The sequence below is a fragment of the Shinella sp. HZN7 genome (assembly GCF_001652565.1).
Lineage (GTDB): Bacteria > Pseudomonadota > Alphaproteobacteria > Rhizobiales > Rhizobiaceae > Shinella > Shinella granuli.
Map to the genome: position 1 here is coordinate 71,652 of NZ_CP015742.1, position 25,025 is coordinate 96,676.

The window sequence follows — 25,025 nt, forward strand, 5'->3', positions numbered from 1 at the left end:
CGTACGATTTTGAACTGCTCTTGTTCCGACCCCAATCATGCGCAGCGAAATCCGCGCTCGGCGACGGAAGAGACTTCCACACCAGCTGGCAAAGCGCCAGTTACGCGATATCCGGAAGGTCCCCGATCAACTTGTCGAGCGTCACGGGATAGTCGCGCACGCGAACGCCGGTCGCGTCGTAGATCGCATTGGCGATCGCCGCGGCGACGCCGCAAAGACCGAGTTCGCCGACCCCCTTCGCCTTCATGGGCGAGGATAACGGGTCGGTCTCGTCCATGAAGATCACCTCCTGATGCGGAATATCGGCATGGACCGGGACTTCGTAGCCGGCGAGGTCATGGTTTACGAAAAAGCCACGGCGGGTATCGACAATCAGTTCTTCCGACAGCGCGGCGCCCGCTCCCATCGTCATCGCACCGATCACCTGGCTACGGGCGGTGATCGGGTTGAGGATCCGTCCGGCGGCACACACCGCCAGCATTCGGCGGATGCGGGTTTCTCCCGTCGCCGCATCGACGCCGACCTCGACAAAATGCGCGCCGAAGGTGGATTGCTGGTGCGTTTTAGAGAGCTTGCCCCATTCAATCTTGTCTTCGGCGGTGATCCCTTCGGGACCGGCCGCCTCTGCCAATGGAACCGAGCGGTTGCCGGAGCGCACTTCACCATTTTCGAAGCTGACGTCCCGGGCGTTGAGGCCGAGCTTCTTCGTCACCGCCTCACGTAATTTGACGCAGGCGGCGTAAACACCCGATGTCGAGCAGTTGCCGCCGAACTGGCCGCCGGAGCCGGATGAGACGGGGAAGCGGGAATCCCCGAGATGAACGGCTACCTTGTCGAGGGGAAGGCCCAGCATCTCGGCGGCGGTCTGGGCGATGATCGTGTAGCTGCCCGTGCCGATGTCGGTCATGTCCGTTTCGACGGTGACGACCCCGTCCCAATCGAGCCGCACCCGCGCCCCGGACGGAACCAGCAGATTGTCGCGGAAGGCGGCGGCCATCCCCTGTCCGACCAGCCAGTCGCCGTCACGTCGCGCGCCCGGCGTACCGCGCCCCTTCCAACCGAACCGCTCCGCCCCGAGCCTCAGGCAGCCGACGAGATCGCGATGCGAGAACGGGCGCTCCGGATTTTCGGGATCGACCTGGGTGTCGTTGAGGATCCGGAACTCAACCGGATCCATGTCGAGTTTTTCCGCCATTTCATCCATGGCGATTTCGAGCGCCATCAGACCAGGCGCCTCGCCCGGCGCGCGCATGGCATTGCCTTCCGGCAGATCGAGCGTTGCCAGACGCATCGCCGTCATACGGTTCGCTCCGGCATAAAGCAGGCGCGTCTGGTTGACGGCGGTTTCAAGCGCGCCGCCCGGCAGGTTTCCAGACCAACTCTCATGCGCAATGGCGGTGATCTTTCCGTCGCATTCCGCCCCGATGCGAATTCGCTGGATCGTCGCCGGGCGATGGGTGGTGTTGTTGGCCACGAACGGACGTGGCAGCGCCACCTTCACCGGCCGCCCGGTGGCGCGTGCACCAAGCGCCGCCAGCACCGCATCCACCCGCAGGAACAGCTTCGTACCGAAACCGCCGCCGATGAACGGCGACATCAGGTGGATCTTCTCCTTTTCGATACCAAGGGTGGTCGCAAGGTCGCTGTGCCACCAGTCGATCATCTGGCTGGAGGTCCACACGCTCAACTCGTCGCCGTCCCACACCGCGACGGACGAATGCGGCTCCATCATCGCATGCGACTGGTCAGGTGTCGTATAGATCTCATCGAGGGTCACCGACGCCGCCTTAAAGGCGGCGTCGAAATCGCCGACGGCCGTATCCGGCTCCTGCGACTCGTCAGGCTTGACGGCCGATCCCTTCACTTGCGCAAGATCGTAGACGCCGTTTTCTTCGTCATACTCCACCTTCACCAGCGCGGCTGCCGCACGCGCCTGCTCAAAGGTTTCCGCCACGACGACGGCGACTGCCTGATGATAATGCTGGACCTCATCACCGCCGAACAGTCTGGCGATGTTGTGCTCCCCCTTCTTGCGCTCGCCGATTTCCGGCGCGGTGACGACGGCAAGGATGCCGGGTGCCTTTTTCGCAGCACTCGCATCCATCGATGTAATCCGCCCCTTGGCGCTGGCCGAGCCCACCGGGTAGCCATAGGCATAGCTGACGTCGGGATCATGCCATTCATAGGCATACGTCGCCCGCCCGCTGGTCTTGAGTTCGCCGTCGATGCGATGGACTGGCCGGCCCACGACCTTGAGCCGGTCGATCGGATTGCTGGTTGCTGGCTTGTCGAACTGCATGGTTTCACTCCTCTGCCCCGGCGATGACGGCACTGAGCGTGCGCGCGACGAGATCGATCTTGAAGCGGTTCTGGTCGGTCGGCCGGGCATCGGCGAGAAGCACCGACGCGGCCCCCTTCGCACCCTTCGGCAATTCGCGCTCCGCCGCCTCCATACGCCATGGCTTATGGGCGATGCCGCCAACCGCCATACGGCCCGTTCCATCGGGCTGGACGACCGCGCCGACCGAGACCAGCGCAAAGGCGTAGGATGCGCGGTCGCGCACCTTCCGATAGATGTGTTTGCCGCCAATCGGCGGCGGCAGCACCACAGCGGTGATGAACTCGCCGGGTTCCAGAACGGTCTCGATGTGCGGTGTGTCGCCCGGCAGATGGTGAAAATCGGCAATCGCGATGGACCGCTTGCTGCCATCGCCCTTGACGGTTTCGACTGTCGCATCGAGGGCGCGCATGGCCACCGCCATGTCGCTGGGATGCGTGGCGATGCAGGCATCGCTGACCCCGACCACGGCGTGCTGGCGGCTGAAGCCGCCGATGGCGGAACAGCCGCTGCCCGGCTGTCGCTTGTTGCATGGCTGGTTGGTATCGTAAAAATAGGGACAGCGCGTTCGCTGCAACAGGTTTCCGGCCGTCGTCGCCTTGTTGCGCAACTGCCCGGATGCGCCGGCAAGCAGCGCGCGCGACAGCAGGCCGTAATCGCGACGGACGGTTTCGTGCGCGGCCAGATCGGTGTTGCGCACCAGCGCGCCGATACGCAAGCCCCCCTCGGCGGTCGGTTCGATCGTGTCGAGGGCAAGGCCGTTGACGTCGATCAGGTGCGCCGGCGTCTCGATCTCCAGTTTCATCAGGTCGAGAAGATTGGTGCCGCCGGCGATGAACCTTGCGTCCGTATTGGAGGCGGCGGCCTTCGCCGCGGCCTCGACGGATGAGGCGCGCTCATAGGTGAAGGGTCTCATGTCGGTATCCCCGCGACTTCGGTGATGGCATCCAGGATGTTCGAGTAGGCCCCGCAGCGACAGATATTGCCGCTCATCCGCTCGCGGATCTCCTCCGGCGTCACTTTTGCCTGCGCGGTCAGATCAGCCGTGACATGGCTGGGAACATTCGCCGCGATCTCTTCCAGCACCGCCACGGAGGAACAGATTTGGCCGGGCGTGCAATAGCCGCACTGGAAGCCGTCATGCTTGACGAACGCCGCCTGCATCGGATGCAGTTCGCCCGGCTGCCCCAGCCCCTCGATCGGCATGATGTCGTCGCCGTCATGCATGACGGCGAGCGTCAGACAGGAATTGATGCGGCGCCCGCCGACCATCACCGTACAGGCACCGCATTGGCCATGATCGCATCCCTTCTTCGTGCCGGTGAGATGCAGATGCTCGCGCAGCGCGTCGAGAAGCGTGGTTCTGTTGTCGACCACGACGCTATGCTTGCGGCCGTTCACGGTGAATGCCACCTGAGATCCGTGGGTCATCGCAGTTCCTTTGGACTGAGCCGCCGCTTCTCCGGCAAGCGCCGTGGCCGCGACAGTGGCGGCCGTGGACGCAAGCAGGTCGCGGCGGGAGATTTCGAGTTGAAGGCTTTGCATGGTCTACTCCAATTCACTGGAAAAGCCTGATTGCATCGTTTCGCCTGGCAGACGCGCTGTTCCATCGTTACTGCGTCGGTACGGTAGGCTGAAGGTCCGGCGAGCTGTCGGCGACGGGATTTGCCTGAAGGTCAGCGATCAGCTGCTTCATCTCCTTGATCTCCCGGACCTGGGCTTCGATGATCCCGTCGGCGAGTTTGCGCACGCGGGAATCCTTGATATGCGCGCGGCTGCTCGTCATGATCGCGATGGAATGGTGCGGAATCATCGCCTTCATGAAGGACACGTCGTCCACCGTTTCCTGACTGCGGACCAGCCAGAGCGACAGACAGAACACGACTGCCGCCACAACGACGATCGCTGCATTGACCCTGCGATCGGGATACATCGACCACATGAAGGCGATCATGACGATGGCCATCACCGCGCCCATGAGAAGCGCCATCCACATGCGTGTCTGACTGTAGAAGACGTGATCGGCTGCGAACGTGTTCAGATACATGAGGCCGAACATCACGACGGTCGAAACCGCGATCATGAAGCCGAAGCGGACATAGCTCATGTTTCATGTTCCCATTCATCGATAAAAAATGCGCGCAGATTACGAAACTCACGAGCGGAGAATTTGTGCCGCCTGCCGCTCGATAATTGCTTTGGCCTGGTCATCGGAGGCGCATTATTGCCGTTACAGGTCGCAGATAGACCATCGCTGGCCGATAGACGATCAATGCTCCCTATTCCTGTCAGCAATACTGACGGCACGGGCGGGATGTTCCAAACTTTCAAGAACCTATGAGGGGTCTTCTCCGTCCCGTGCTGCTGCGATCCGCAGCCGCGCATCACCCGGACGCAAAACTCGCTATCTGGAGGACACCATGAGCGACACCGGCATTCCCGTTCCCGAAGGTCCCACGGAACTGATCGACACGGACTACACGATCGGCCAGGACAACATCACGCGGCAGATCGGGCCCTTCGGCCTTGACGTGCACAATCCCGTTTTCCTCATCTCGGGCCTGACCATCGTCGGTTTCGTCTTCCTGACGCTCGCCTTCCAGCAATATGTCGGCCCGCTCTTTTCCAGCCTGCGCGACTGGTTGACGGCGACCTTCGACTGGTTCTTCCTGGCCGCCGGCAACGTCTTCCTGCTGCTGTGTCTTTTCCTGATCGTCTCGCCCTACGGCAAGGTCCGCATCGGCGGGCGCGACGCCGTGCCGGATTATTCCTATTCCGGCTGGTTCGCCATGCTCTTCGCCGCCGGCATGGGCATCGGCCTGATGTTCTACGGGGTGTCCGAGCCGATATCCCACTATTCCTCCGCCGTCGCGGCCGATGCCGCAAGTCCCGAGAGCTGGGCGCCGCTCGGCGGCGCGGCAGGGGACACGGCGACCGCCCGGCATCTCGGCATGGCCGCGACGATCTTCCACTGGGCCCTCCATCCCTGGGCGATTTACGCGGTCGTCGCGCTGGCGCTGGCGCTGTTCTGCTACAACAAGGGCCTGCCGCTGACCATGCGCTCGATCTTCTACCCGATCTTCGGCGAGCGCGTCTGGGGCTGGGTGGGGCATGTCATCGACGTGCTGGCCGTCTTCGCCACGCTCTTCGGCCTTGCCACCTCGCTCGGCTTCGGCGCCGAACAGGCCAATGCCGGCCTCAACCACCTGTTCGGCGTGCCGGTCAACGACATCTCGAAGGTCGTGCTGATCGTCGCCATCACGGCCGTCGCCCTGACCTCGGTCGTGGCCGGGCTCGATGCGGGCGTGAAGCGCCTTTCCGAGGTCAACATGATCCTGGCGGCGCTGCTGCTGGCCTTCGTCGTGGCGGTCGGCCCGACGCTGGCCATCCTTACCGGCTTCTTCACCAACCTTTACGAATACGTGCGCTACCTGCCCGAACTGTCGAACCCCTTCGGCCGGACCGACGACAACTTCCGCCAGGGCTGGACCGCCTTCTATTGGGCCTGGTGGATTTCCTGGTCGCCCTTCGTCGGCATGTTCATCGCACGCATCTCGCGCGGGCGTACGGTGCGCGAGTTCCTCACCTGCGTGCTCATCATTCCCTCGCTGGTCTCCGTCTTCTGGATGACGGCCTTCGGCGGAACGGCGATCAGCCAGATCGTCAACGACGGCTACCAGGCCGTGGTCGACGCGCCTTTGGAACTCAAGCTGTTCGCTATGCTGGAAGCCCTGCCCCTTCAGGCGATCACGAGCTTCATCGGCATCGTGCTGGTCATCGTCTTCTTCGTGACCTCGTCCGATTCCGGCTCGCTCGTCATCGACACCATCACCGCCGGCGGCAAGGTGGACGCGCCGGTTCCCCAGCGCGTCTTCTGGGCGAGCTTCGAAGGCCTCGTCGCCATCGCCCTTTTGCTCGGCGGGGGATTGGGGGCCCTACAGGCGATGGCCGTCTCGACCGGCTTCCCGTTCACCATCGTCCTGTTGCTCGCCTGCTTCGCGATCCTCAAGGGTCTTGCCAACGAGCCGCGCTAAAGTTGTAAAAATCGAAGGCCCGAGGCACGAGGATGCGCTCCGGGCCTTCGATCCCGATATGCTGCCGCGCAAACCGCCGGCCTCGACCATCGCTTCGGAGCGCTTGAGTGTTCCTGGCGCGGCCGGACAGTCCTGGAACGAGTGGGCGCTTCCCGGGTTTATCTCTCCGAACGGCCGCGCATGCCGCCTCTGCCTGAACGCCGGTGGCGGTGCGCGGCTCGCCGTCAGGCAGGAGAGCGGAGAGCGCCTTGGATTGGATCGCGCAGCACGGCGACCTCGTGTCCGCCTTGACCGGCGTGGGAACGCTGATCGTCTGGATCATTTATCTCCAGGTGTTCGTTAGCAGCTATCGGCGACAATTGCGCGCGACGCTGCTCATCACGCGCGGCGCGGGCGACGAGGACGATACCCGTTGCTTCGTCAGCAACATGAGCGCCGGCCCGGTCTATGTGCAGAGCGTGATGGTGACGCTGGAGACGGAGGACCGGAAGATCGTCAGCGCGGCGACCGACATCCGAGACATTCAGGACAAAACACAGGTGAATTCGCTGGACCGCACCCGTCAGGGGCCTCTCCATCCGGGTCAACTGAAGGATATCGGCTCGTTCAGGAGCCTTATGTCACACGGGCTGAAAGAGACGGACGCATCTCCGGCGGTCGTCAGGGCGGTTCTGGTCGAGGTGTTGGGCGTCTACGGTTCGGAAGACCTGCCCGTGGGCGCGCGCCGGCGTTTCATTCTGGTGAGATCGCAGGGCGGCGTGCGCATCGAGGGCGATACCATCGAGACACAACAGATCAGGAAACGACGCGAGCGGCGGCAGCTTGTGCATGACCTCAAGCGCGACAAGTAGACGGGAGGGTACGAACCTGTCTTGCGATCAGGACGACCGCGATGAGCGAGGCAGAACGGCAAAGGCGCCCGGGGGAATACCGCTGAAGGGCCTTCGCGACGTCTTCTGGCGCGTCGTCGGATCGGCCGTCCGCGACCGGGTGACGCTCATCGCCGCGGGGGTCACCTATTTCCTGCTCCTGTCCCTCTTCCCGGCCCTGTCGGCCCTTGTCGCCGTCTACGGTTTCATCGCCGATCCGGCGACGATCGTCGATCATGTTGCCTTGTTGTCAGCGATCCTGCCGCCGGGTTCATTTGACCTCATCGCCGGCCAGTTGACCGTCCTTGCCCGGCAGAAGGCTTCGACGCTCAGCATCGCCTTCTCCGGGAGCCTCCTCATAGCCGCCTGGAGCGCCAACAGCGGCATGAAGGCGCTCGTCGATGCGATGAACATCGCCTACAAGGAAGACGAAAAGCGAGGCTTCTTCCGGTTGAACCTCCTGTCGTTCTCCGCCACCATCGCCGCGCTGGCGGTTGCCGCGCTGATGATCTCCGCCGTCGGCGTCCTGCCCGTCGTTCTCAAATACCTCTGGCTCGACCGCTGGCAGGAGGCCCTTGCGCGCCTTGCCCGATGGCCGGTCGTCCTCATGCTGATGATGGGCGCCATTTCCCTGATCTACCGTTTCGGGCCCAGCCGCGAGCGGGCCAAGATGCGATGGGTGACCTGGGGCGCGGCTTTCAGCGCCTTCCTCTGGCTCGGCACCTCGTTCTGCTTCGCCTTCTACCTTGAGAATTTCGCCAATTACAATGTCACCTACGGAGCCCTCGGCGCCGTGATCGGCCTCATGGTCTGGCTCTGGCTCTCGATCATCGTGCTGATCCTGGGCGCCGAGATCAATGCCGAACTCGAACACCAGACGCGTTGCGATTCCACCACCGGCGCGCCGGAACCGATGGGCAAGCGCGGGGCGTTCGTCGCCGACACGCTCGGAGAAGCGGCCGACTGACCTTGCATCGATGGCAACCAGTCGTCGGCTTATCCAGTTTTTCTCTGCCGACCAAAGGACGGCGCTCACTGCTTTGACGCGGTCGCTAACGACAAGGGCGCCGCTGTATTCCATCTTGGCGAGTTGGCCGGCGTTCTGGCAACCGTCGACAGCGCTGGACAATTTCCAGATTTCTCTCCAATCTGCTGCTGGTTAACGGGTGGATCGAACATGGAAATGCAAGAAAGCGACGATGCCGTCAGGAAGATCGGCAAGGTGATTGGGATCGGGCTGAGCGCCCTGATTTATGGTCTTTGCATGGGACCGCTCATCTATCATTATCTGAAATGATACGAGTTACCTTTCCGGCCTCCGGGCAAACGCGATGAATCGATGACAACTGCGGACCTACGAGCGGCGCTGCACGTCGCCGCTCTTTTCGGCATCTATCTCACGCTCGCAATGGTCGTGCCCGCTTTCGCAGACGCTTACGTCAGCAACCCTGATGCTGTTGTGTTCGCGCGCTTGTCGGTTCTGGGAACGGCGTTTTTCAGCGCGCTTGCCATGGCAACCCGTGAAGGGCCGCCTCAGCTCAACCGCCGCATGGGGATTCTGCTTGTCAACCTTCTTTGGATAGTCTTCTGCCTTGTAGGCGCAATCCCTCTTTGGCTATCAACGGAAAATCTTACCTTTACGAAGGCGCTTTTCGAGTCGGTTTCCGCGATCACCACCACCGGCTCAACGGTCATGACCGGGCTCGATCACGCGCCGCCCGGCCTGCTTCTGTGGCGGTCGATGCTGCAATGGTTTGGCGGGGTTGGCATCGTTGCACTTGGTCTCTTCGTCATGCCTTTCCTACGGCTGGGCGGAATGGCGTTCTTCAGGTTGGAATCGTCGGATATAAACGAAAAGGTTTTCGCGCGCATCGCAACATTCATGCGCGCGGTCGTTGCAATCTACGTGACACTGACGCTCGTCTGTGCCGCTATCTATCATGTCTTGGGAATGACGCAGTTCGATGCGCTTAACCATGCGATGACCACGATCGCTACGGGAGGTTTCTCAACTCACGATCAATCGTTTGGATATTTCAAGAACATACCCTTGCTGTGGACAGCGACGTTTTTCATGACGATTTGCAGCCTTCCATTTTCGATCCTCGTCCTTTTCGCCGTCAAACGAAGTGCCGCTTCCATTCGCGATCCGCAAATCATTGTCTTTCTTGGCTACCTCTTTGTATCGGCCATACTCCTGGCGATATACCGCCGGGCAGAAAGTGGCGCCGACTTCGGCACATCGCTGAGCCACGCCTTCTTCAATCTGGCATCCATTCTATCGACTAGCGGATACGCGAGCGAGGACTACACTGCCTGGGGTCCTTTCGCGGTTTCCCTCGCGTTCATAGCAACCGTCGCCGGCGGTTGCTCAGGCTCAACGTCGGGCGGCATCAAGGCTTACCGTTTCGTGATCATGTACGGGGCCGTCAGGCCCGCGATCATGAAAGTGCTTTATCCCGACAGCATAATGACGGTCCGTTATGGAGGGGCCATCGTTGATCCGGAGATGCAAAGGGCCATATTCCTTTTCTTTTCCATGTTCATCTCGTTCTGGGCAGCCGGAACGCTCAGCCTCAGTGCAATGGGGTATGATTTTGCGACGTCGGCCTCCGCAGTCCTGAGCTCCCTTTCCAACGTCGGCCCCGGAATCGGCTCAATGGTTGGACCGGCTGGCAATTTTGCCGGAATGTCCGATCCGGCGTTGGCCCTGCTTTCGGCGTTAATGTTGATGGGACGCTTGGAGATTGTGACAGTTGTTTTAATCTTATCACCATTCTTTTGGCGTTCGTGAACAGATCACATGCTGCGCATCCATTTTGTAGCTGCTCGCTTCATCCGATCAGTTCGGCAAGGTTGACCGGCTCGAGGTAATATAAACTTTTCGAGGAGCCGAAGACCTCGATCTCTAAAATCTACAGAGCTTATTCTCGCAATCAAAAAAGCTTCATGACGAGAGGCGAGACGAGAAGTGCAGCAATAATCAAAGAGGCAACATTTGCCGCTACCTCTGCCGCACGTTCCGCCTTGTCCTTGATCTTCGCCATCAGCCAGTCCTCATGGATTGTTACCGTGCCAGATGGTCCCGTAGCCAATCTTGTATGTCAAGTCATGAACCATCGACACCTTTCTGCCAGCTCTTTTGCAGACGCAATTTCGGAACACCAAATTCGGCGCAAATGACGGCGCGTCTCATACGGAAAAGCGCTGGAGAGTGGCAATGATATCCCGCTCATTGAGGGGTTTGCCAAAAAAGCGCCCCCGGGCGGCAGCTTGCTTTCATCAAGTACCCGCCCGGACATAACGATGACCTTGATCGCTCGCCAACGATCTCGAACTGCCCAGGCGAGCGCCACCCCATCAAGCGAACCCGGCATGTCTATATCCGTCAGAACGATTCTGATATCATCTCGCCTTTCCAAAATCGCGAGTGCTTTATCTGCATTCTCAGCTTCAAGAGCAGTAAACCCTGCATGCTCAACCAAATCCACCACAGCCATACGCAACAAAGGCTCGTCTTCGACCACAAGAATTCTTCGCACCCCATCACCTTTCATCGTAACAATCCTGTAATTTCCCTTAAAATCCATTACCAAAACCACAATACAAATTATAAAAATCAAAAACAGAAATTAATGTTAAAGACGATTTGTAAATTCACAAATTTATCTTCAAGATAAAAATCTTACATCCTAATTATACTATAAATATCTTGCCATTAAGGTTGCATTTTCAGAAATTTTGTCGCAAAAAACTCACTTTTTTATTCCTTTAACAACAGGAAATCCCCCTGCATTACCACCGCAGCCAATGGCGGCCGAGGAGCGCACCGCCAATGGTCACTCCAGCGATAGCAATTGTGTACCAGGTAGCCAGGAACAGAGGGCTGTCGTCCGGGCAATGCCAAGCATAGATTGCGACGGCGATGGCACTGGCGGCAAGGCCTGCGGCCGCCCCTGCCGCCGTCGGGCTCTGCGGGGCGCCCTTCTTCAGGGCCCAGAACAGTCCGGCAAAGGGGGCCAGCGATAGAACCGGCACAATGAACAGGCAGAATAGCGCATTGCGGCCGATGAGATTGCTCCGCCACGCATCGGTCGGCAACGCGAAGAGTTCGAGGATAACGGCGGTCGCGACCATCAAGGCCGGCAGGGCAAGCAGCAGCGACGAAAGGCGTGTTTTTTCATCCGGCCGGCCGATGCGCATGGCGAGCGGCACGGCCACAACAGCGAGAACCAAGGTGACGGTGACTTTGAACAGCACGCGCGTGGTCTCGAAGACACTCGCCATGTTGTGCCGCAGGCCCACCGTCGAGATGAGCAGCAGAGTTGAGAAGATGATGCCGGCTCCAATCGCAAGGGTGAGTGCCCGGCCGTAGCGCATGCCGACGGCGGCGTCTTGCGTCATCAGGGCTATCAGGTCGTCGGTCTTCATGTCATTCACTCCGATAAAGGGCGGCCAGCGATTTCAGCGCCCGATGGAGGGATACGCGCACCGCGACCTCCGTCATATTAAGCCTGTCCGCTGTCTCCCTCACGCTCGCGCCTTCGAGAGAAATCGAGCGGACGATATCGCGCTGCGGATCCTTCAGTCGGTTGAGCATGGTCTTCGTATCGAGCCGGTCAGCAGCCTCGCGCGTCTCGTCCTCCGCCTCGAGGAAATCCGAGACATCCTCCAACGGCACATTCCCGTGCCGGCCGCGACGGCGCAGGCTGTCGACCAGCTTGTTGCGCACGATCGTCGTCAGCCAGGGGCCGAGCGGGCGGGCCGGATCCCAGGTGCCGCGCTTCAGGTGGATGGCAAGCAGCACTTCCTGCACCACATCCTCCGCCTCGCTCGCCGGCGCGCCGTACTGATCGCAGCGCCGCCGCGCCGTAGCCCGCAGATACGGCGTTACCGCCACAAGGAAACGATTATAGGCCTGCGCGTCGCCCTTCATGGCGAGGCGCAGCCAAGCCGCCCATTCCTCTTCGCGCGCCGACTGTTTCACTGCTGCCTACCCTACGCCGGGAGACACGATTTTGTTACCACGCCCGTGGCGAGAAGCGCACAATCCGATCAACCAACTGACATACAACGCTTTTTTCTCTCAAAGTCCGATCTCTTGTCAGAGGTTTCGCAAGAAAATCGGCAGCCCCCTGTAACGAACCGCCTCCGCCTCTCCGTAGCCGATCCTGCACAGCCAATCGCGGCTGGCCCCAAAACGGAGACAGAGAATGAAGACCACGATCGCCACCCTCGCTCTTGCCGGCTCGCTCGCTTCCGCGCTTGCCGCCATTGCCACGCCTGCGGCCGCCGACGACGCCAAGGAGAAATGCTACGGCATCGCGATGAAGGGCCAGAACGACTGCGCCGCGGGCCCGGGCACGACCTGCGCCGGTACCTCGAAGATCGACTACCAGAAGAACGCTTTCAAGCTGGTTCCGAAGGGCACCTGCGTTTCGATGGAGACGCCCGACGGCCACGGCATGCTGGAACAGGGTCCGGCGCCGGCCTGACGCCAAGCCTGCCCACCGGACGGCGCCACCCCGGCGCCGTCACATTTCTTCAGAAAGGCCCCGCCATGATCCCTTCCGCTCTGCCGCGCCGTGCCGGCGCCGGCTTCAAGCCCGAGCATTTCGCCGATATCCTCGCCGAGCCGCAGCAAATCGGCTTCTTCGAGGTCCACGCGGAAAACTACATGGGCGCGGGCGGCCCGCCACATGCCCAGCTTGGCAGGCTGCGCGAGGACCATGCGCTTTCCCTTCACGGCGTCGGCCTCTCCATCGGCTCCATGCAATCTCTCGACCCGGACCATCTCGCAAGGCTGAAGACCCTGTGCGACCGCTATCAGCCGGAGAGCTTTTCCGAGCATCTTGCCTGGTCGACACATGACAGCGTCTTCCTCAACGACCTGCTGCCGCTGCCCTACACGCAAGAAACGCTCGCTCGCGTCGCCAATCACATCGACGAGGTGCAGGCGGTGCTCGGCCGCCGGATGCTGCTCGAAAACCCCGCCACCTACCTGCTCTTCGCGGAAAGCACCATCGAGGAAACCGCCTTCCTGGCCGAGATCGCCCGGCGTACCGGCTGCGGGCTGTTGCTCGACGTCAATAACGTCTTCGTTGCCGCAACGAACCATGATCTCGATCCCGACGCCTATATCGCGCGCTTCCCGCTCGAAGCCGTGTGCGAAATCCACCTTGGCGGCCATTGCGAAACGGTGGACGATCTCGGCGCGCGCCTCCTCATCGACAGCCATGACACGCCGGTAAAAGACCCCGTCTGGGCACTTTACCAGACCGTCCTTGACCGCATCGGGCCGGTGGCAAGCCTCATCGAATGGGACAATGACGTGTCCGCTTGGCCGGTGCTGCGCGACGAGGTGGTCGCCGCCCAGCGCATGCTCGACGCCGCAGCGCGGCAGAAGGCGGCCTGAGCCATGTCCGAGATCACCCAACGCGCCTTTGCCGCGGGGCTTTTCGAAGCGAGCCCGCCGCCCGTGGGGCTGGTGGCTTGGAACGAAGCCGTGCCGCAGCGCCGCTACGGCGTCTATCGCAACAATGTCACGGCAAGCCTCACGGGAGCCCTGGCCTCACGCTTTCCGGCAACGGAAAGCATCGTCGGGCCGAATTTCTTTCGCGCCATGGCAGGGGACTTCATAAAGGCCCATCCGCCACGCTCGCCGGTGCTGCTTGCCTATGGCGACGATTTCCCGGATTTCGCGGCCGCTTTCGAGCCCGCAAAGGCTCTCGCCTATCTGCCGGACGTGATGCGTCTCGAGGTGGCGCGCGGGCGCGCCTATCACGCGGCCGATGCACGACCGCTCGATTCGGCGGCGCTGGCCGCGATCGATCCCGCCCGGCTCGGCGGCCTCGTCCTCGTGCCACATCCCGCCCTGTCCATCCTCTCCTCGGCCCACCCCATGGTGACGATCTGGGCGATGAATGCCGGCGAGATGCCGCTCGGCCCCATAAATTCCTGGCGAGGAGAGCATGCGCTCGTCACCCGCCCTCACTTGACCGTCGAGGTCACACCCCTGTCGGCCGCCGCCGCGGCATTCCTCCGCCGTCTTGCCGGCGGGGCGAACCTTGCGGAAACGGTGGCAGCAGAAGACGACAGCTTCGACCTTTCAGAGGTTCTCGCCACGCTGCTCCGCTCCGGTGCCTTCACGACGATCAAAGAGGACAATGGCGATGAAGATCAATGGCAAGCTTGATATCGCGGCACCGCCCTCCTTCGACCTATTGCTTTCCATGCTCGGTCGCATTCCGATTGATCTGATCGCGCTGATCGCCCGGCTCTCTGTCGCCGCCATCTTCTGGCAGTCCGGCCAGACGAAGGTGAACGGCTGGATGCTGTCCGACAACGCGCTCTATCTCTTCGAGAACGAGTACAAGCTACCGCTCATCGATCCCTGGCTCGCAGCCCACCTCGCGGCTCTAGCCGAGCATATCTTTCCGATCCTGCTGGTCATCGGCCTCGCCAGCCGCCTTTCCGCTTTGGCGCTGCTGACGATGACATTGGTGATCCAGGTCTTCGTTTATCCTGCTGCCTGGCCGACACACGGCACGTGGGCTGCCTGCCTGCTGCTCGTCGCAGCGAAGGGGCCGGGCGTGGTTTCATTGGATGCGATGATCGCAAAGCGATACGGCCAACCGTAGCGAAGGACTTCATCAAAGTTGATCGGTGGCCCCAGGAAAGATGGGCCGAGACGGAATGCCGTTATTCCGGCTGCGCGGCCCGAACAGAGGCCCTACCGAGGCAAAAAACTGAAACCTGCACATTAAAAGGGGTATTGACGTCCGCCGAGCTGTGCAAAAATGGGCTGATGCCTTGGCGTGGCTTTTGACCTGCCACCCAGTACGAAAAGACCTATACCATCGAATGGCTGACTTCTACCGTAAATCGAAGCTGATCCGGCGCTCCCGCGTGTTCTGGGGCTCCTTTTCTCTCTGGCGTCCCCGCCTCATCTTCTGGTGCGGCGCATTGGCGACTGGCGTTATCAGTGTCGGCTTCGCCAAGCTTGCTGACTTGGCGCAACACGGCTTTCACGGCCTGACGACCGCGACCGAGTGGAGCTTTCTGCTGCCGCTCCTCCTCACGCCAGCCGGCTTTGCGCTTTCGGCCTGTCTTGCGATCCGGTTCTTTCCGAACTCGCAAGGCAGCGGCATTCCACAGGCGATCGCTGCTCGGCACCTGAAAGAGGACGAGGATCGCGGCAAGCTGTTGTCGCTACGCATCGCCTTCGGCAAGATCCTTCTGACCGCGCTCGGTCTTTTCTGTGGCGCTTCCATCGGCCGCGAGGGCCCGACCGTCCAGGTGGGCGCGTCGATCATGCTCGCCGTCGCGCGCTTCGGCGGCATGGCGCAGGCACGCGGGCTTATCCTGGCGGGATCTGCCGCCGGCATCGCCGCCGCCTTCAACACGCCACTTGCCGGCATCGTCTTCGCCATCGAGGAGATGAGCCGCACCTACGAGGCGCGCACCAACGGTATTGTCCTTGCCGCCGTCATCATCTCGGGCCTTGCCGCCCTCGGTCTTTCCGGCAGCTACCATTATTTCGGTTCGACGTCAGTCGCGCCGGTGAGCACGCGGGACTGGGGGCTGGTCCTGGCTTGCGGCGTCGGGGGCGGTGCGCTCGGCGCCGCCTTCAGCGGGATGGCGCTACATTTCGGTCGGCGCATTCGCCGCTGGGCGCAGCCCGAGCCGATGAAACGCATGGTGCTGCTAGCGTTGTTTTGCGGCCTGGCCATCGCGGCCATCGGCGTGCTCTCCGGCGGCAAGACGTTCGGCACCGGCTACGAGCAGGCGAGGAGCGCCGTACAAGACGAAGCGCTGCCGATGCTTTTCTTCCTTGAGAAATTCGCGGCCGGTTTCCTATCCCTGCTTTCGGGCATACCGGGCGGCATTTTCGCCCCCTCGCTTTCGATTGGAGCAGGTCTCGGCAGTACCCTGGGCACGCTCCTGGGCACGAGCATCTCACTTGCAGCCGTCCTCGGCATGGCGGGCTATTTCGCCGGCGTTGTGCAAGCGCCGATGACAGCATTCGTCATCATCCTCGAAATGACCGGTAACCACGAGGCGGCCATTCCGCTAATGGCGGTTTCGATGCTGGGCTATCTGACTTCCCGCATCCTCTCGCGCGAACCACTCTACCATGGACTTTCGCGTGTCTTCATCGCGGCGGCCATCCGGTCGCGACGGGCGGCCGAAAAGGGCCTTGAAGAAACAAAGTCGCAGAATCGCCATTGACCCGCACGCATCCATTTATATAACCACACCATTCACCCTGGACCCGGTGAAATTCCGGGTGGCTCTTCTGGCCGCCGATCCGCCAGACAACGCAAAAGCATCAAACCAGTTCACATGCCGGACAACTTCCGGTCTGGATGCACTACTCTTGCGGACTTTTCCATGTTCAATCTGACAGCCTACAAGCGCGAATGGTTCTCGAACATCCGCGCCGACATTCTTTCCGGCATCGTCGTCGCGCTCGCCCTCATTCCGGAAGCCATCGGCTTTTCGGTCATTGCTGGCGTCGATCCGAAAGTCGGCCTTTTCGCTTCCTTCGCCATCGCCTGCGTCTCCGCCTTCACAGGCGGCCGGCCGGGCATGATCTCCGCGGCGACGGCCGCCACCGCCGTCCTCATGGTCACGCTGGTGAAGGAGCACGGCCTCGAATATCTCTTCGCCGCCACGCTGCTGATGGGCCTGATCCAGATAGGCGCCGGCTTCCTGAAGCTTGGCCGTGTGATGCGGTTCGTGTCGCGCTCGGTCATCACCGGCTTCGTCAATGCGCTGGCGATCCTGATCTTCATGGCGCAAATGCCGGAACTCATCGGCGTACCGGGCCTCACCTATGTCATGATCGCGGCTGGTCTTGCGATCATCTACCTCTTTCCATACGTCACCAGGGCCATTCCGTCGCCGCTCGTCGCCATCCTGGTGCTGACCGGCATCGCATGGTGGGGCGGGCTGGACCTGCGCACCGTCGGCGATCTCGGCGAGCTGCCCTCCGCCTTGCCGGTCTTCGCCCTGCCGCAGGTGCCGCTGACCTTCGAGACGCTGCAGATCATCTTCCCCTATTCCGTCGCGCTCGCCGCCGTCGGCCTGCTCGAATCGCTGCTGACGGCGCAGATCGTCGACGACATGACGGATACGCCGAGCTCGAAGAGCCAGGAATGCATCGGCCAGGGGGCGAGCAACATCGCCTCCGGCCTCATCGGCGGCATGGGCGGCTGCGCCATGATCGGCCAGTCGGTGATCAACGTCACTTCCGGCGGCCGCGGGCGGCTTTCCACCTTCGTCGCCGGCAGCTTCCTGCTGTTCCTCATCCTCGTGCTGGACGATCTCGTGCGCATCATTCCGATGGCTGCCCTTGTCGCCGTGATGATCATGGTCTCGATCGGCACCTTCTCCTGGCGCTCGATCCTCGATCTGCGCCGCAATCCGCCGTCATCTTCCATCGTCATGCTGGCGACCGTTGTGACCGTCGTCGGCACGCATGACCTGGCCAAAGGCGTGCTGGTCGGCGTTCTTCTTTCGGGCGTGTTCTTCGCCGGCAAAGTGGCAAAGCTCTTCCACGTTCGTTCCGTGCTGAACGACGAGCGCGGCGAGCGCACCTATCACGTCGATGGCCAGATCTTCTTCGCCTCGGCGGAGAGCTTCGTCGCCGCCTTCGATTTCACGGAGCCGCTCCGCAAGGTGACGATCGACGTCACGCAGGCGCATCTGTGGGACATCACCGCCGTCGGCGCGCTCGACAAGGTCGTCCTCAAATACCGCCGGCAGCGCGTCAATGTCGCTGTCATTGGCGTCAACAAGGCAAGCGCCCATATGCTCGACCGCTTCGCCCTGCACGACAAGGAGCATGCGGCATTCTCGGCGTCCGGCAAATGACTGGGACCGGGCTCGAATGCGGGAGGCGAGATCGGTGGCGGCTGGCTTGACTCGTTCTCACGGACCAACGCGGGGCCTGGGACGACAAGGCGCCGGCCGTTCCGGGCCCGCCTTGCCAATCGGGCATGGTCGGCGCTCGACCGGAAATCGGGTTTACGCGTGCGGGGCAAACGAACACACTCGACTAATGACGAATATCCCGACTGATCAAGAAAAGGTATCCCTTAACGATTGCTCATTCCGTCGCGAAAAGAGGACGATTGGATGAGCAAAGGAGGGCGTGACCGGAAGGCACGCTGTTTAGAGGGAGGAGCAATCAAGTGACGGAACATTCTTCGTCCAATGCATACTGGTCAGCAAATATTCGCGTCATCTTCATTTGTTTGGCTATCTGGGCGGTCGTATCCTACGGCTTTGGTATCCTGCTGCGCCCCGTTTTGGCGTCAATTCCAGTGGGCGGAAGCGACCTGGGCTTCTGGTTCGCGCAACAGGGATCAATCGTGATCTTCATTGCGCTGATCTTCTACTATGCCATCTACATGAACAAGATCGACCGCGAACACGGCGTCGACGAGGAGTGAGGCAGGCAAATGGACCAGTACACACTTAACCTGCTGATTGTAGGGGCGTCCTTCATACTCTATATCGGCATCGCCATCTGGAGCCGTGCAGGCTCCACGGCGGAATTCTACGCCGCCAATCGCGGCGTCAATCCTGTCATGAACGGCATGGCCACCGCCGCGGACTGGATGTCCGCCGCCTCCTTCATCTCGATGGCCGGGATCATCGCCAGCGGCGGTTACGTCAATTCCACCTATCTGATGGGCTGGACCGGCGGCTATGTGCTGCTGGCGCTGCTTCTTGCTCCCTATCTCCGCAAGTTCGGCAAGTTCACCGTGCCGCAATTCATCGGCGACCGCTTCTACAGCCAGTCCGCCCGTCTCGTCGCTGTAGTCTGCCTCATCGTCATCTCGGTGACGTATGTTATCGGTCAGATGACTGGCGCAGGCGTTGCGTTCTCGCGCTTCCTCGAGGTGGAAGCGTCCACCGGCCTGTGGATCGCGGCCGCGGTCGTTTTCGTCTATGCGGTTCTCGGCGGCATGAAGGGCATCACCTATACGCAGGTGGCTCAATATGTCGTTCTGATCATCGCCTACACCATTCCGGCGATCTTCATCTCGCTTCAGCTCACCGGCAATCCGATCCCGTGGTTCGGCCTGTTCGGCACGCACACCGAATCGGCCATGCCCCTTCTGCAGAAGCTCGATCAGGTCGTGACCGATCTCGGCTTCGGCGCCTACACCGGCCAGGGTTCCATGCTCAACATGACCCTGTTCACGCTCTCGCTGATGATCGGCACGGCCGGCCTGCCGCACGTGATCATCCGCTTCTTCACCGTTCCGAAAGTCGCCGACGCGCGCTGGTCCGCCGGCTGGGCACTTGTCTTCATCGCGCTGCTTTACCTGACGGCCCCGGCCGTGGGCGCGATGGCACGTCTCAACATCATCAACACGATCTTCCCTGCCGGCACGGAGCAGCAGGCGGTCCTTTATGATGAGCGTCCCGACTGGATGAAGACCTGGGAAGTGACGGGCCTGCTGAAGTTCGAGGACAAGAACGGCGACGGTCGTATTCAGTATTACAACGACAAGTCCGAAGGCTTTGCCGCCACGGCTGCCGAACGCGGCTGGACTGGCAACGAATTGACGATCAACAACGACATCCTCGTTCTGGCCAATCCAGAAATCGCGCAACTGCCCGGCTGGGTCATCGGCCTTATCGCCGCTGGCGGTCTCGCTGCCGCCCTGTCGACGGCCGCCGGCCTGCTTCTGGCCATTTCCTCGGCCATCAGCCACGACCTGATCAAGGATTGGCTGAAGCCGGACATTTCGGAGAAGAACGAACTCATGGCGGCCCGTATCGCCATGGCAGGCGCAATCCTCATCGCGACGCTGCTCGGCCTGCATCCCCCGGGATTCGCCGCCCAGACTGTGGCGCTGGCCTTCGGCCTCGCAGCCGCGACGATTTTCCCGGCACTGATGATGGGCATCTTCTCGAAGCGCATCAACTCGGCCGGTGCGACCATCGGCATGCTCGTCGGCCTGATCGTCACCTGCGTCTACCTGTTCACCTATCTGGGCTGGTTCTTCGTCGCAGGCACGAACATGCTGGAGAACGTGCCGGAAAACTACCTCTTCGGCATTCCTCCGACGGCCTTTGGTCCAATCGGTGCCCTACTCAACTTCGGCGCAGCCTATGTCGTCTCCACGATGACGGCGGCTCCGCCGAAGCATGTTCAGGATCTCGTCGAGTCCATCCGCGTCCCGCGTGGTGCGGGTGCCGCAACCAGCCACTGATTCGATGTTCAGGGAAGGCGGACCTCATTGGTCCGCCTTCCACTTCCTCTTCAGATTGCCTTGCGCTCGATCAGGATTGCCATGGTTCCTACGCCAGCGGACATCGCGAAATTCCTGGAATCCGTGCATCCTTACGATAGCCTGCCGAAGGCGGAATTCGATTGCGTTGCACGGCGCTTCACCTGCCACGCCCACGGCAAAGCCGAAATAATATATAGCTGCGGAGAGCCCGTACCCGGTCTCTTCCTCGTAATGGACGGCGGGGTCGAAGTAACGGACGCCGCCGGAGCGGTTATCTCCCAGCTTCACCCCCGTAATTCCTTTGGCGAACGGGGCCTGATGGAAGACGGCTTCGCCGCCACGACGGCGCGTACGCTTTCGGATACGTTGCTTCTCCTTCTGCCGTCGGACGAATTCAGACGGCTGATCGCGGAGCAGCCCCTCTTTCAACGTTTCTTTGCTCGTGGGCGCCATGCCGAACCGCTACGCGGCGACATGTCGGTGCAGAAGGTCGGGGATCTCATGTCGAGCCCACCGGTCACCTGCACGCCGCAAGAGAATATCCGAAACGCGGCCCGTCTCATGCGCGATCGACGGATCTCCTCGTTGGGTGTCGTCGACGATGGTCACCTTGTCGGTATCCTGACCATCCGCGATCTCTCAACGGGAGTGCTTGCGGAAGGGCTCGACCCTGACACCACGCAGGTTTCGGCCGTGATGACCCGCGAGCCGATCGGCCTGCCCGTCGAGGCACTCGGCTCCGACGTTCTCAATCTGATGCTGGAAAGGCATATCGGCCACCTACCGGTGATCGACGGCGGCAGGCTTGTCGGCATGGTGACGCAGACCGACCTGACACGGTTCCAAGCCGTATCCTCGACCCAGATTATCCATGAAATCGCCAAGGCGCAAAAGGTGGAAGAGCTGCGCACGGTGACCGATCATATCCCCAGATTGCTCGTGCAGCTTGTCGGTGGCAACAATCGCCACGAGGTCGTCACGCGGCTGATTACCGACGTCGCCGATGCCGTGACACGACGGCTGATACATCTTGCCGAGGAGATTCTGGGCCCTGCGCCCGTGCCGTACGTCTGGCTTGCCTGCGGTAGTCAGGGTAGGCAGGAGCAGACCGGTATCAGCGACCAGGACAATTGCGTCTTTATCGACGACAGCTTCGTCGAAAGCCAGCGTCCCTGGTTTGAAAAACTCGCCCGCTTCGTCAGCGACGGCCTGCACGCCTGCGGCTATGTCTATTGCCCGGGCGACATGATGGCGACAAATCCACGCTGGTGCCAGCCTGTACGCGTGTGGCGGTCCTATTTCCAGGGATGGATCACAACACCCGACCCGATGGCGCAAATGCTCGCAAGCGTCATGTTCGATCTGCGCCCGATCGCCGGCAGCGCGGCGCTGTTTGCCGATCTCCAGGCCGAGACGCTGGATCGGGCGAGCCGCAATTCCATCTTCGTCGCCCATATGATCAGCAACTCCCTGAAGCACGCCCCGCCACTCGGTTTGTTGCGTGGTTTTGCCACTGTTCGCGCTGGTGAGCATCGCAACCAGATCGACATGAAGCACAATGGCGTGATCCCGGTCGTCGATCTCGGCAGGGTCTACGCCTTGATTGCGCGGCTTGCGCCGGCCAATACGCGCGCCCGGCTGCTCGCCGCACAGGAAGCGGGCGTCATTTCCGGCGCCGGCGCGAGCGATCTCGTCGCGGCCTACGATCTCATCGCCGAATTCCGATTGCGCAATCAGGCCGCGCAGGTCAGAGCCGGCCGCAGGCCCGACAACTATCTTGCGCCTTACGAATTCGGTGATCTGGAGCGCTCCCACCTCCGCGATGCCTTCGTTGTCGTCCGAACGATGCAATCCGCGCTGGCTCAGCGGGGAAGCGCACCTGTGTAAGGGGAGGCTGAATGTTATATGAGTTGATTGCTGCCGTCGTCGCCGGCGTGGCTTTAGCGGGCATCGCGATGGCCTTGCGCCGCCTGACCGGCGGGCTGCTGCCGAAATGGCTGGTCCCCGCCGCCGCCGGCATCGGCATCCTGGGGTATTCCGTATGGAGCGAATATAGCTGGTTTTCCCGATCTGTCGCAGCCCAGCCGAATGGCGTCGTCGTTGCATGGCACAACGGGGAAAGCGCGCCCTGGCGGCCATGGTCCTATCTCGCACCTGTGACTACACGGTTCACCGCGGTCGATACCCGCTCCATTCAGCGTCATCCGGATTTTCCCGATCAGAGGATCGTCGGCCTCCGGCTGGCCGCGCGCTGGCAGCCAAGCACGCTGGTCAAGGTGGCGTTCGACTGCGCCGGAAACAAACGCGCCGACCTGTCCGGCGGGAATGTCTCCATCGGGGCGAATGGCGGGATCGAAAACGCAGCATGGATCGATCTGGCGCCCGACGACGCGGTCCTGAGGGCCGCCTGCGCGCCGTCAGGAGGATGACCGGTGCGTGTGGGCATTCGCGGACGGGTACTGATTTTCTTCGTCGCCCTGGCGGCGGGCAGCATGGCTATCCTCGCGCTCGGCATCGGGTTCGGCTATCATCGCGAGAAGGTCGCGACCGTCCACAATGCGGTCACGCAGGCCGCCATCGCCATCGGCTTCGGGCTTTCCGCCCTGATCTGCTGGGCGTGGTTCCTGTTCGATCGATATTTCGCGCGACCGATAAAAGGGATCACGGCGGCCATGCATGCACGCACGCATGCGGACGTGACCAACGACCTTCTTATCATGGACGCGGAACACCTGGGTGAACTGTCCGTGGCGGCTTCAACCGCCATTGCAACATTGAACCGGGCGCGAAGTGACCTTGCCGAGACCATCGCACGAGAAACGTCGAGGCTCCTTGCCGACAGGAGCAAGCTGGAGCAGATGCTGTCCGACGTCCCGCCAGCCGTCCTCCTGTGCACCGGACGCCACCATGTGGCCTTCTATAACAGCGTCGCCCAGCAGTTGCTCGGCACGCGCTACACGCCGGTCTGCCTCGACCGCAGCCTGTTCGACTATCTCGGCGACCACGAGATACGCCACGCCCATAAGCGCCTGCTGGAACGAGACACGCCCGACGCCGTCCTCGAATTCGTCTGCGTGAGCGGCGCGCGGCGGCTCGCGGGCCGTATGCGTCTGGCCGGTGACAACGACGGGGACGCGGGCGCCTATGTCATGACCTTGCGCGACGTGACGGAAGAGGTTGCCGCCTTCGCCCGGCGCGATGCGCTCTTGCGCGACGTGTTCACGGCACTGCGTCCAATGATCGGAACGCCCGGCTCTCCAGCCGGCGACGGCAGCCTAAGAGAAACCGGGGCGATCTGGAACTGGGAGGAACTGGAGCATCGGTATCAGGCGTGCGAGGCGGACGGCTGGCCGACGACATTGGCCGGCGCGCTGAACAGCGTGGCGCAGACCTTCGAGCCGTTCCCCTCGCCCGCCGCGACCTTGCCGCGAACGGTCGTCTATGATTTCGACCTGCTTTCCCGTGTAAGCCGGGACGTCGTCGCCGACGCGGAACTCGACGACCTCAACTATGTCGTCTTCGATACCGAAACGACGGGCCTTCTTCCTGAACGGGGCGACGAGCTGGTTCAGATTGCTGCAGTGCGGATTGTGAACGGCAAGCTCATGCCGGGCGAGGTCTTCGATACGTTCGTCAATCCAGGACGCCCTATTCCACCAGCGTCGACGGCGATCCACCGGGTGACGGATGCCATGGTCGCCGAAGCGCCGGATGTCCTTCACGCCGTGGAACGATTCCACAAATTCGTCGGGAACTGCGTGCTCGTCGCCCATAATGCGCCGTTCGACATGGCGTTTCTCCATCGGCGTGAAAAGGCGCTAGGCATCCAGTTCGACAACCCGGTTCTCGATACCGGCATTATCTCTGTCATGACTTTCGGGCAGCATGAGAGCCACACGCTGGACGCCTTGGCGAGCCGCCTCGCCATATCCATACCGGCGATGCAGCGCCACACGGCCCTGGGCGACGCCGTAGCGACGGCAGAGGTCTTCCTCAAGCTCAAAGGGATATTGATGGGCCGGGGGATAACAAGGTTTGGGGATCTCGTCGCGCATATGAGGCAGAACCGCACGCTTTCCGATGGTCATCGCATAGTTGAAGGAGTTCGCAAACCTTAAAGGCTCAGCTGGCATAGCGAAAGACACGAAGCCACTGCTTCATGCCGATAATTTCATTGTGTCCAAGCACACAGGTTGACAATGCCTCCACGTCATGCAGGCTATATTCTACCGGTATCGGTCCCAGGCCGTCGTCAATTCTTCTCCCTAAGAAGTCCTCCGATGACGGCCTGGTGTTGATATGCTCCGCGCCCGCTAAATTCCTTGTGTTCGACCAGTTTTATTCCTTTTCGTGCAAGTTCATGACGGCACGAAGGTTTGTCTAAACAATTTTGTGGCGTCTTGGCAAAATTCTGCCAAACACCATCGACTGGGTAGCAATTCTTTGCCGATATAGGTTCAATCCGGTCAATTTAGCCTTATAATTCAGCGGCTTCGATTTGGCCCGACTCTTGCTGCTTAGGAGCAGC

Annotated in this window: 22 protein-coding genes and 1 other annotated feature; of the genes, 15 read left to right on the forward strand and 7 right to left on the reverse strand. The window is 61.4% G+C overall.

Features of this window, described 5'->3' with window-relative positions:
* Window positions 1–100: 100 nt before the first annotated feature.
* From paoC to shn_RS31310, 4 genes are all read right to left on the reverse strand, one after another.
* Window positions 101–2,299 (reverse strand): aldehyde oxidoreductase molybdenum-binding subunit PaoC, encoded by a 2,199-nt coding sequence (paoC, locus tag shn_RS31295; RefSeq protein WP_064334419.1) that lies wholly within the window; start codon window positions 2,297–2,299, stop codon window positions 101–103.
* A gap of 4 nt (window positions 2,300–2,303) precedes the next feature.
* Window positions 2,304–3,254 (reverse strand): xanthine dehydrogenase family protein subunit M, encoded by a 951-nt coding sequence (locus shn_RS31300; protein ID WP_064334420.1) that lies wholly within the window; start codon window positions 3,252–3,254, stop codon window positions 2,304–2,306.
* The gene (gene paoA / locus shn_RS31305) at window positions 3,251–3,883 is read right to left on the reverse strand and encodes an aldehyde dehydrogenase iron-sulfur subunit PaoA (RefSeq protein WP_064334421.1); all 633 of its coding nucleotides are present in this window, start codon (window positions 3,881–3,883) and stop codon (window positions 3,251–3,253) included. The genes shn_RS31300 and paoA overlap by 4 nt, the downstream gene beginning before the upstream one ends.
* A 67-nt stretch (window positions 3,884–3,950) precedes the next feature.
* Entirely contained in the window at window positions 3,951–4,445 is a 495-nt protein-coding gene (locus shn_RS31310; protein WP_064334422.1) for a DUF305 domain-containing protein, read from the reverse strand.
* Window positions 4,446–4,758: 313 nt separating this feature from the next.
* Between shn_RS31310 and shn_RS31315 the strand changes: the two genes are divergently transcribed.
* The 4 genes from shn_RS31315 to shn_RS31330 all read left to right on the forward strand — a co-directional run bounded on the left by shn_RS31315 (window position 4,759) and on the right by shn_RS31330 (window position 10,035).
* Window positions 4,759–6,372, forward strand: a complete 1,614-nt coding sequence (locus shn_RS31315) for a BCCT family transporter (protein WP_064334423.1) — start codon at window positions 4,759–4,761, stop codon at window positions 6,370–6,372.
* A gap of 248 nt (window positions 6,373–6,620) precedes the next feature.
* Window positions 6,621–7,223, forward strand: a complete 603-nt coding sequence (locus tag shn_RS31320; RefSeq protein WP_064334424.1) for a hypothetical protein — start codon at window positions 6,621–6,623, stop codon at window positions 7,221–7,223.
* A complete protein-coding gene (locus shn_RS31325; RefSeq protein WP_064334425.1) occupies window positions 7,201–8,208 on the forward strand; it encodes a YihY/virulence factor BrkB family protein in 1,008 nt (335 codons plus the stop codon). Before shn_RS31320 ends, shn_RS31325 begins: the two co-directional genes overlap by 23 nt.
* Window positions 8,209–8,580: 372 nt before the next feature.
* Complete coding sequence (locus tag shn_RS31330; protein WP_064334426.1) at window positions 8,581–10,035, forward strand: TrkH family potassium uptake protein; 1,455 nt, start codon at window positions 8,581–8,583, stop codon at window positions 10,033–10,035.
* Between the two features lie 310 nt (window positions 10,036–10,345).
* Here the strand turns inward: shn_RS31330 and shn_RS35425 are convergent, their stop codons facing one another.
* The 3 genes from shn_RS35425 to shn_RS31340 form a co-directional block, all read right to left on the reverse strand.
* Window positions 10,346–10,798, reverse strand: coding sequence for a response regulator (locus shn_RS35425; RefSeq protein ID WP_084438697.1), 453 nt, complete (start codon window positions 10,796–10,798; stop codon window positions 10,346–10,348).
* 238 nt (window positions 10,799–11,036) lie between these two features.
* Entirely contained in the window at window positions 11,037–11,672 is a 636-nt protein-coding gene (locus shn_RS31335; RefSeq protein WP_064334427.1) for an NrsF family protein, read from the reverse strand.
* A gap of 1 nt (window position 11,673) precedes the next feature.
* Complete coding sequence (locus shn_RS31340; RefSeq protein ID WP_064334428.1) at window positions 11,674–12,228, reverse strand: sigma-70 family RNA polymerase sigma factor; 555 nt, start codon at window positions 12,226–12,228, stop codon at window positions 11,674–11,676.
* A 226-nt stretch (window positions 12,229–12,454) separates the two neighbouring features.
* Between shn_RS31340 and shn_RS31345 the strand changes: the two genes are divergently transcribed.
* The 11 genes from shn_RS31345 (at window position 12,455) to shn_RS31395 (ending at window position 24,615) form a co-directional block, all read left to right on the forward strand.
* Window positions 12,455–12,736 carry a DUF2282 domain-containing protein gene (locus shn_RS31345; RefSeq protein WP_064334429.1) on the forward strand — a complete coding sequence of 94 codons (282 nt, stop codon included), beginning with the start codon at window positions 12,455–12,457 and terminating at the stop codon, window positions 12,734–12,736.
* Between the two features lie 65 nt (window positions 12,737–12,801).
* Window positions 12,802–13,656: a DUF692 family multinuclear iron-containing protein gene (locus shn_RS31350; protein WP_064334430.1), complete on the forward strand. Its 855-nt coding sequence runs from the start codon at window positions 12,802–12,804 to the stop codon at window positions 13,654–13,656.
* A 3-nt stretch (window positions 13,657–13,659) separates the two neighbouring features.
* The gene (locus shn_RS31355; protein WP_064334431.1) at window positions 13,660–14,436 is read left to right on the forward strand and encodes a DUF2063 domain-containing protein; all 777 of its coding nucleotides are present in this window, start codon (window positions 13,660–13,662) and stop codon (window positions 14,434–14,436) included.
* Window positions 14,414–14,881 (forward strand): DoxX family protein, encoded by a 468-nt coding sequence (locus tag shn_RS31360; RefSeq protein ID WP_064334432.1) that lies wholly within the window; start codon window positions 14,414–14,416, stop codon window positions 14,879–14,881. Before shn_RS31355 ends, shn_RS31360 begins: the two co-directional genes overlap by 23 nt.
* A gap of 223 nt (window positions 14,882–15,104) precedes the next feature.
* On the forward strand, window positions 15,105–16,472 hold the full coding sequence (locus shn_RS31365) for a chloride channel protein (RefSeq protein ID WP_064334433.1): 1,368 nt from the start codon (window positions 15,105–15,107) through the stop codon (window positions 16,470–16,472).
* A 36-nt stretch (window positions 16,473–16,508) separates the two neighbouring features.
* Window positions 16,509–16,564 (forward strand) — a sequence feature (sul1 is cis-regulatory element that is thought to sense ions involved in sulfur or methionine metabolism; They are found in Alphaproteobacteria).
* Between the two features lie 70 nt (window positions 16,565–16,634).
* Window positions 16,635–18,119 carry a SulP family inorganic anion transporter gene (locus shn_RS31370; RefSeq protein WP_064334434.1) on the forward strand — a complete coding sequence of 495 codons (1,485 nt, stop codon included), beginning with the start codon at window positions 16,635–16,637 and terminating at the stop codon, window positions 18,117–18,119.
* A gap of 320 nt (window positions 18,120–18,439) precedes the next feature.
* On the forward strand, window positions 18,440–18,700 hold the full coding sequence (locus shn_RS31375) for a DUF4212 domain-containing protein (RefSeq protein ID WP_064334435.1): 261 nt from the start codon (window positions 18,440–18,442) through the stop codon (window positions 18,698–18,700).
* 9 nt (window positions 18,701–18,709) lie between these two features.
* Complete coding sequence (locus shn_RS31380) at window positions 18,710–20,476, forward strand: sodium:solute symporter family protein (RefSeq protein WP_064334436.1); 1,767 nt, start codon at window positions 18,710–18,712, stop codon at window positions 20,474–20,476.
* 81 nt (window positions 20,477–20,557) lie between these two features.
* A complete protein-coding gene (locus shn_RS31385; RefSeq protein WP_064334437.1) occupies window positions 20,558–22,384 on the forward strand; it encodes a DUF294 nucleotidyltransferase-like domain-containing protein in 1,827 nt (608 codons plus the stop codon).
* Between the two features lie 11 nt (window positions 22,385–22,395).
* The gene (locus tag shn_RS31390) at window positions 22,396–22,926 is read left to right on the forward strand and encodes a hypothetical protein (protein ID WP_064334438.1); all 531 of its coding nucleotides are present in this window, start codon (window positions 22,396–22,398) and stop codon (window positions 22,924–22,926) included.
* Window positions 22,927–22,929: 3 nt separating this feature from the next.
* Window positions 22,930–24,615, forward strand: a complete 1,686-nt coding sequence (locus tag shn_RS31395) for an exonuclease domain-containing protein (RefSeq protein ID WP_064334439.1) — start codon at window positions 22,930–22,932, stop codon at window positions 24,613–24,615.
* The last annotated feature ends 410 nt before the right edge of the window (window positions 24,616–25,025 follow it).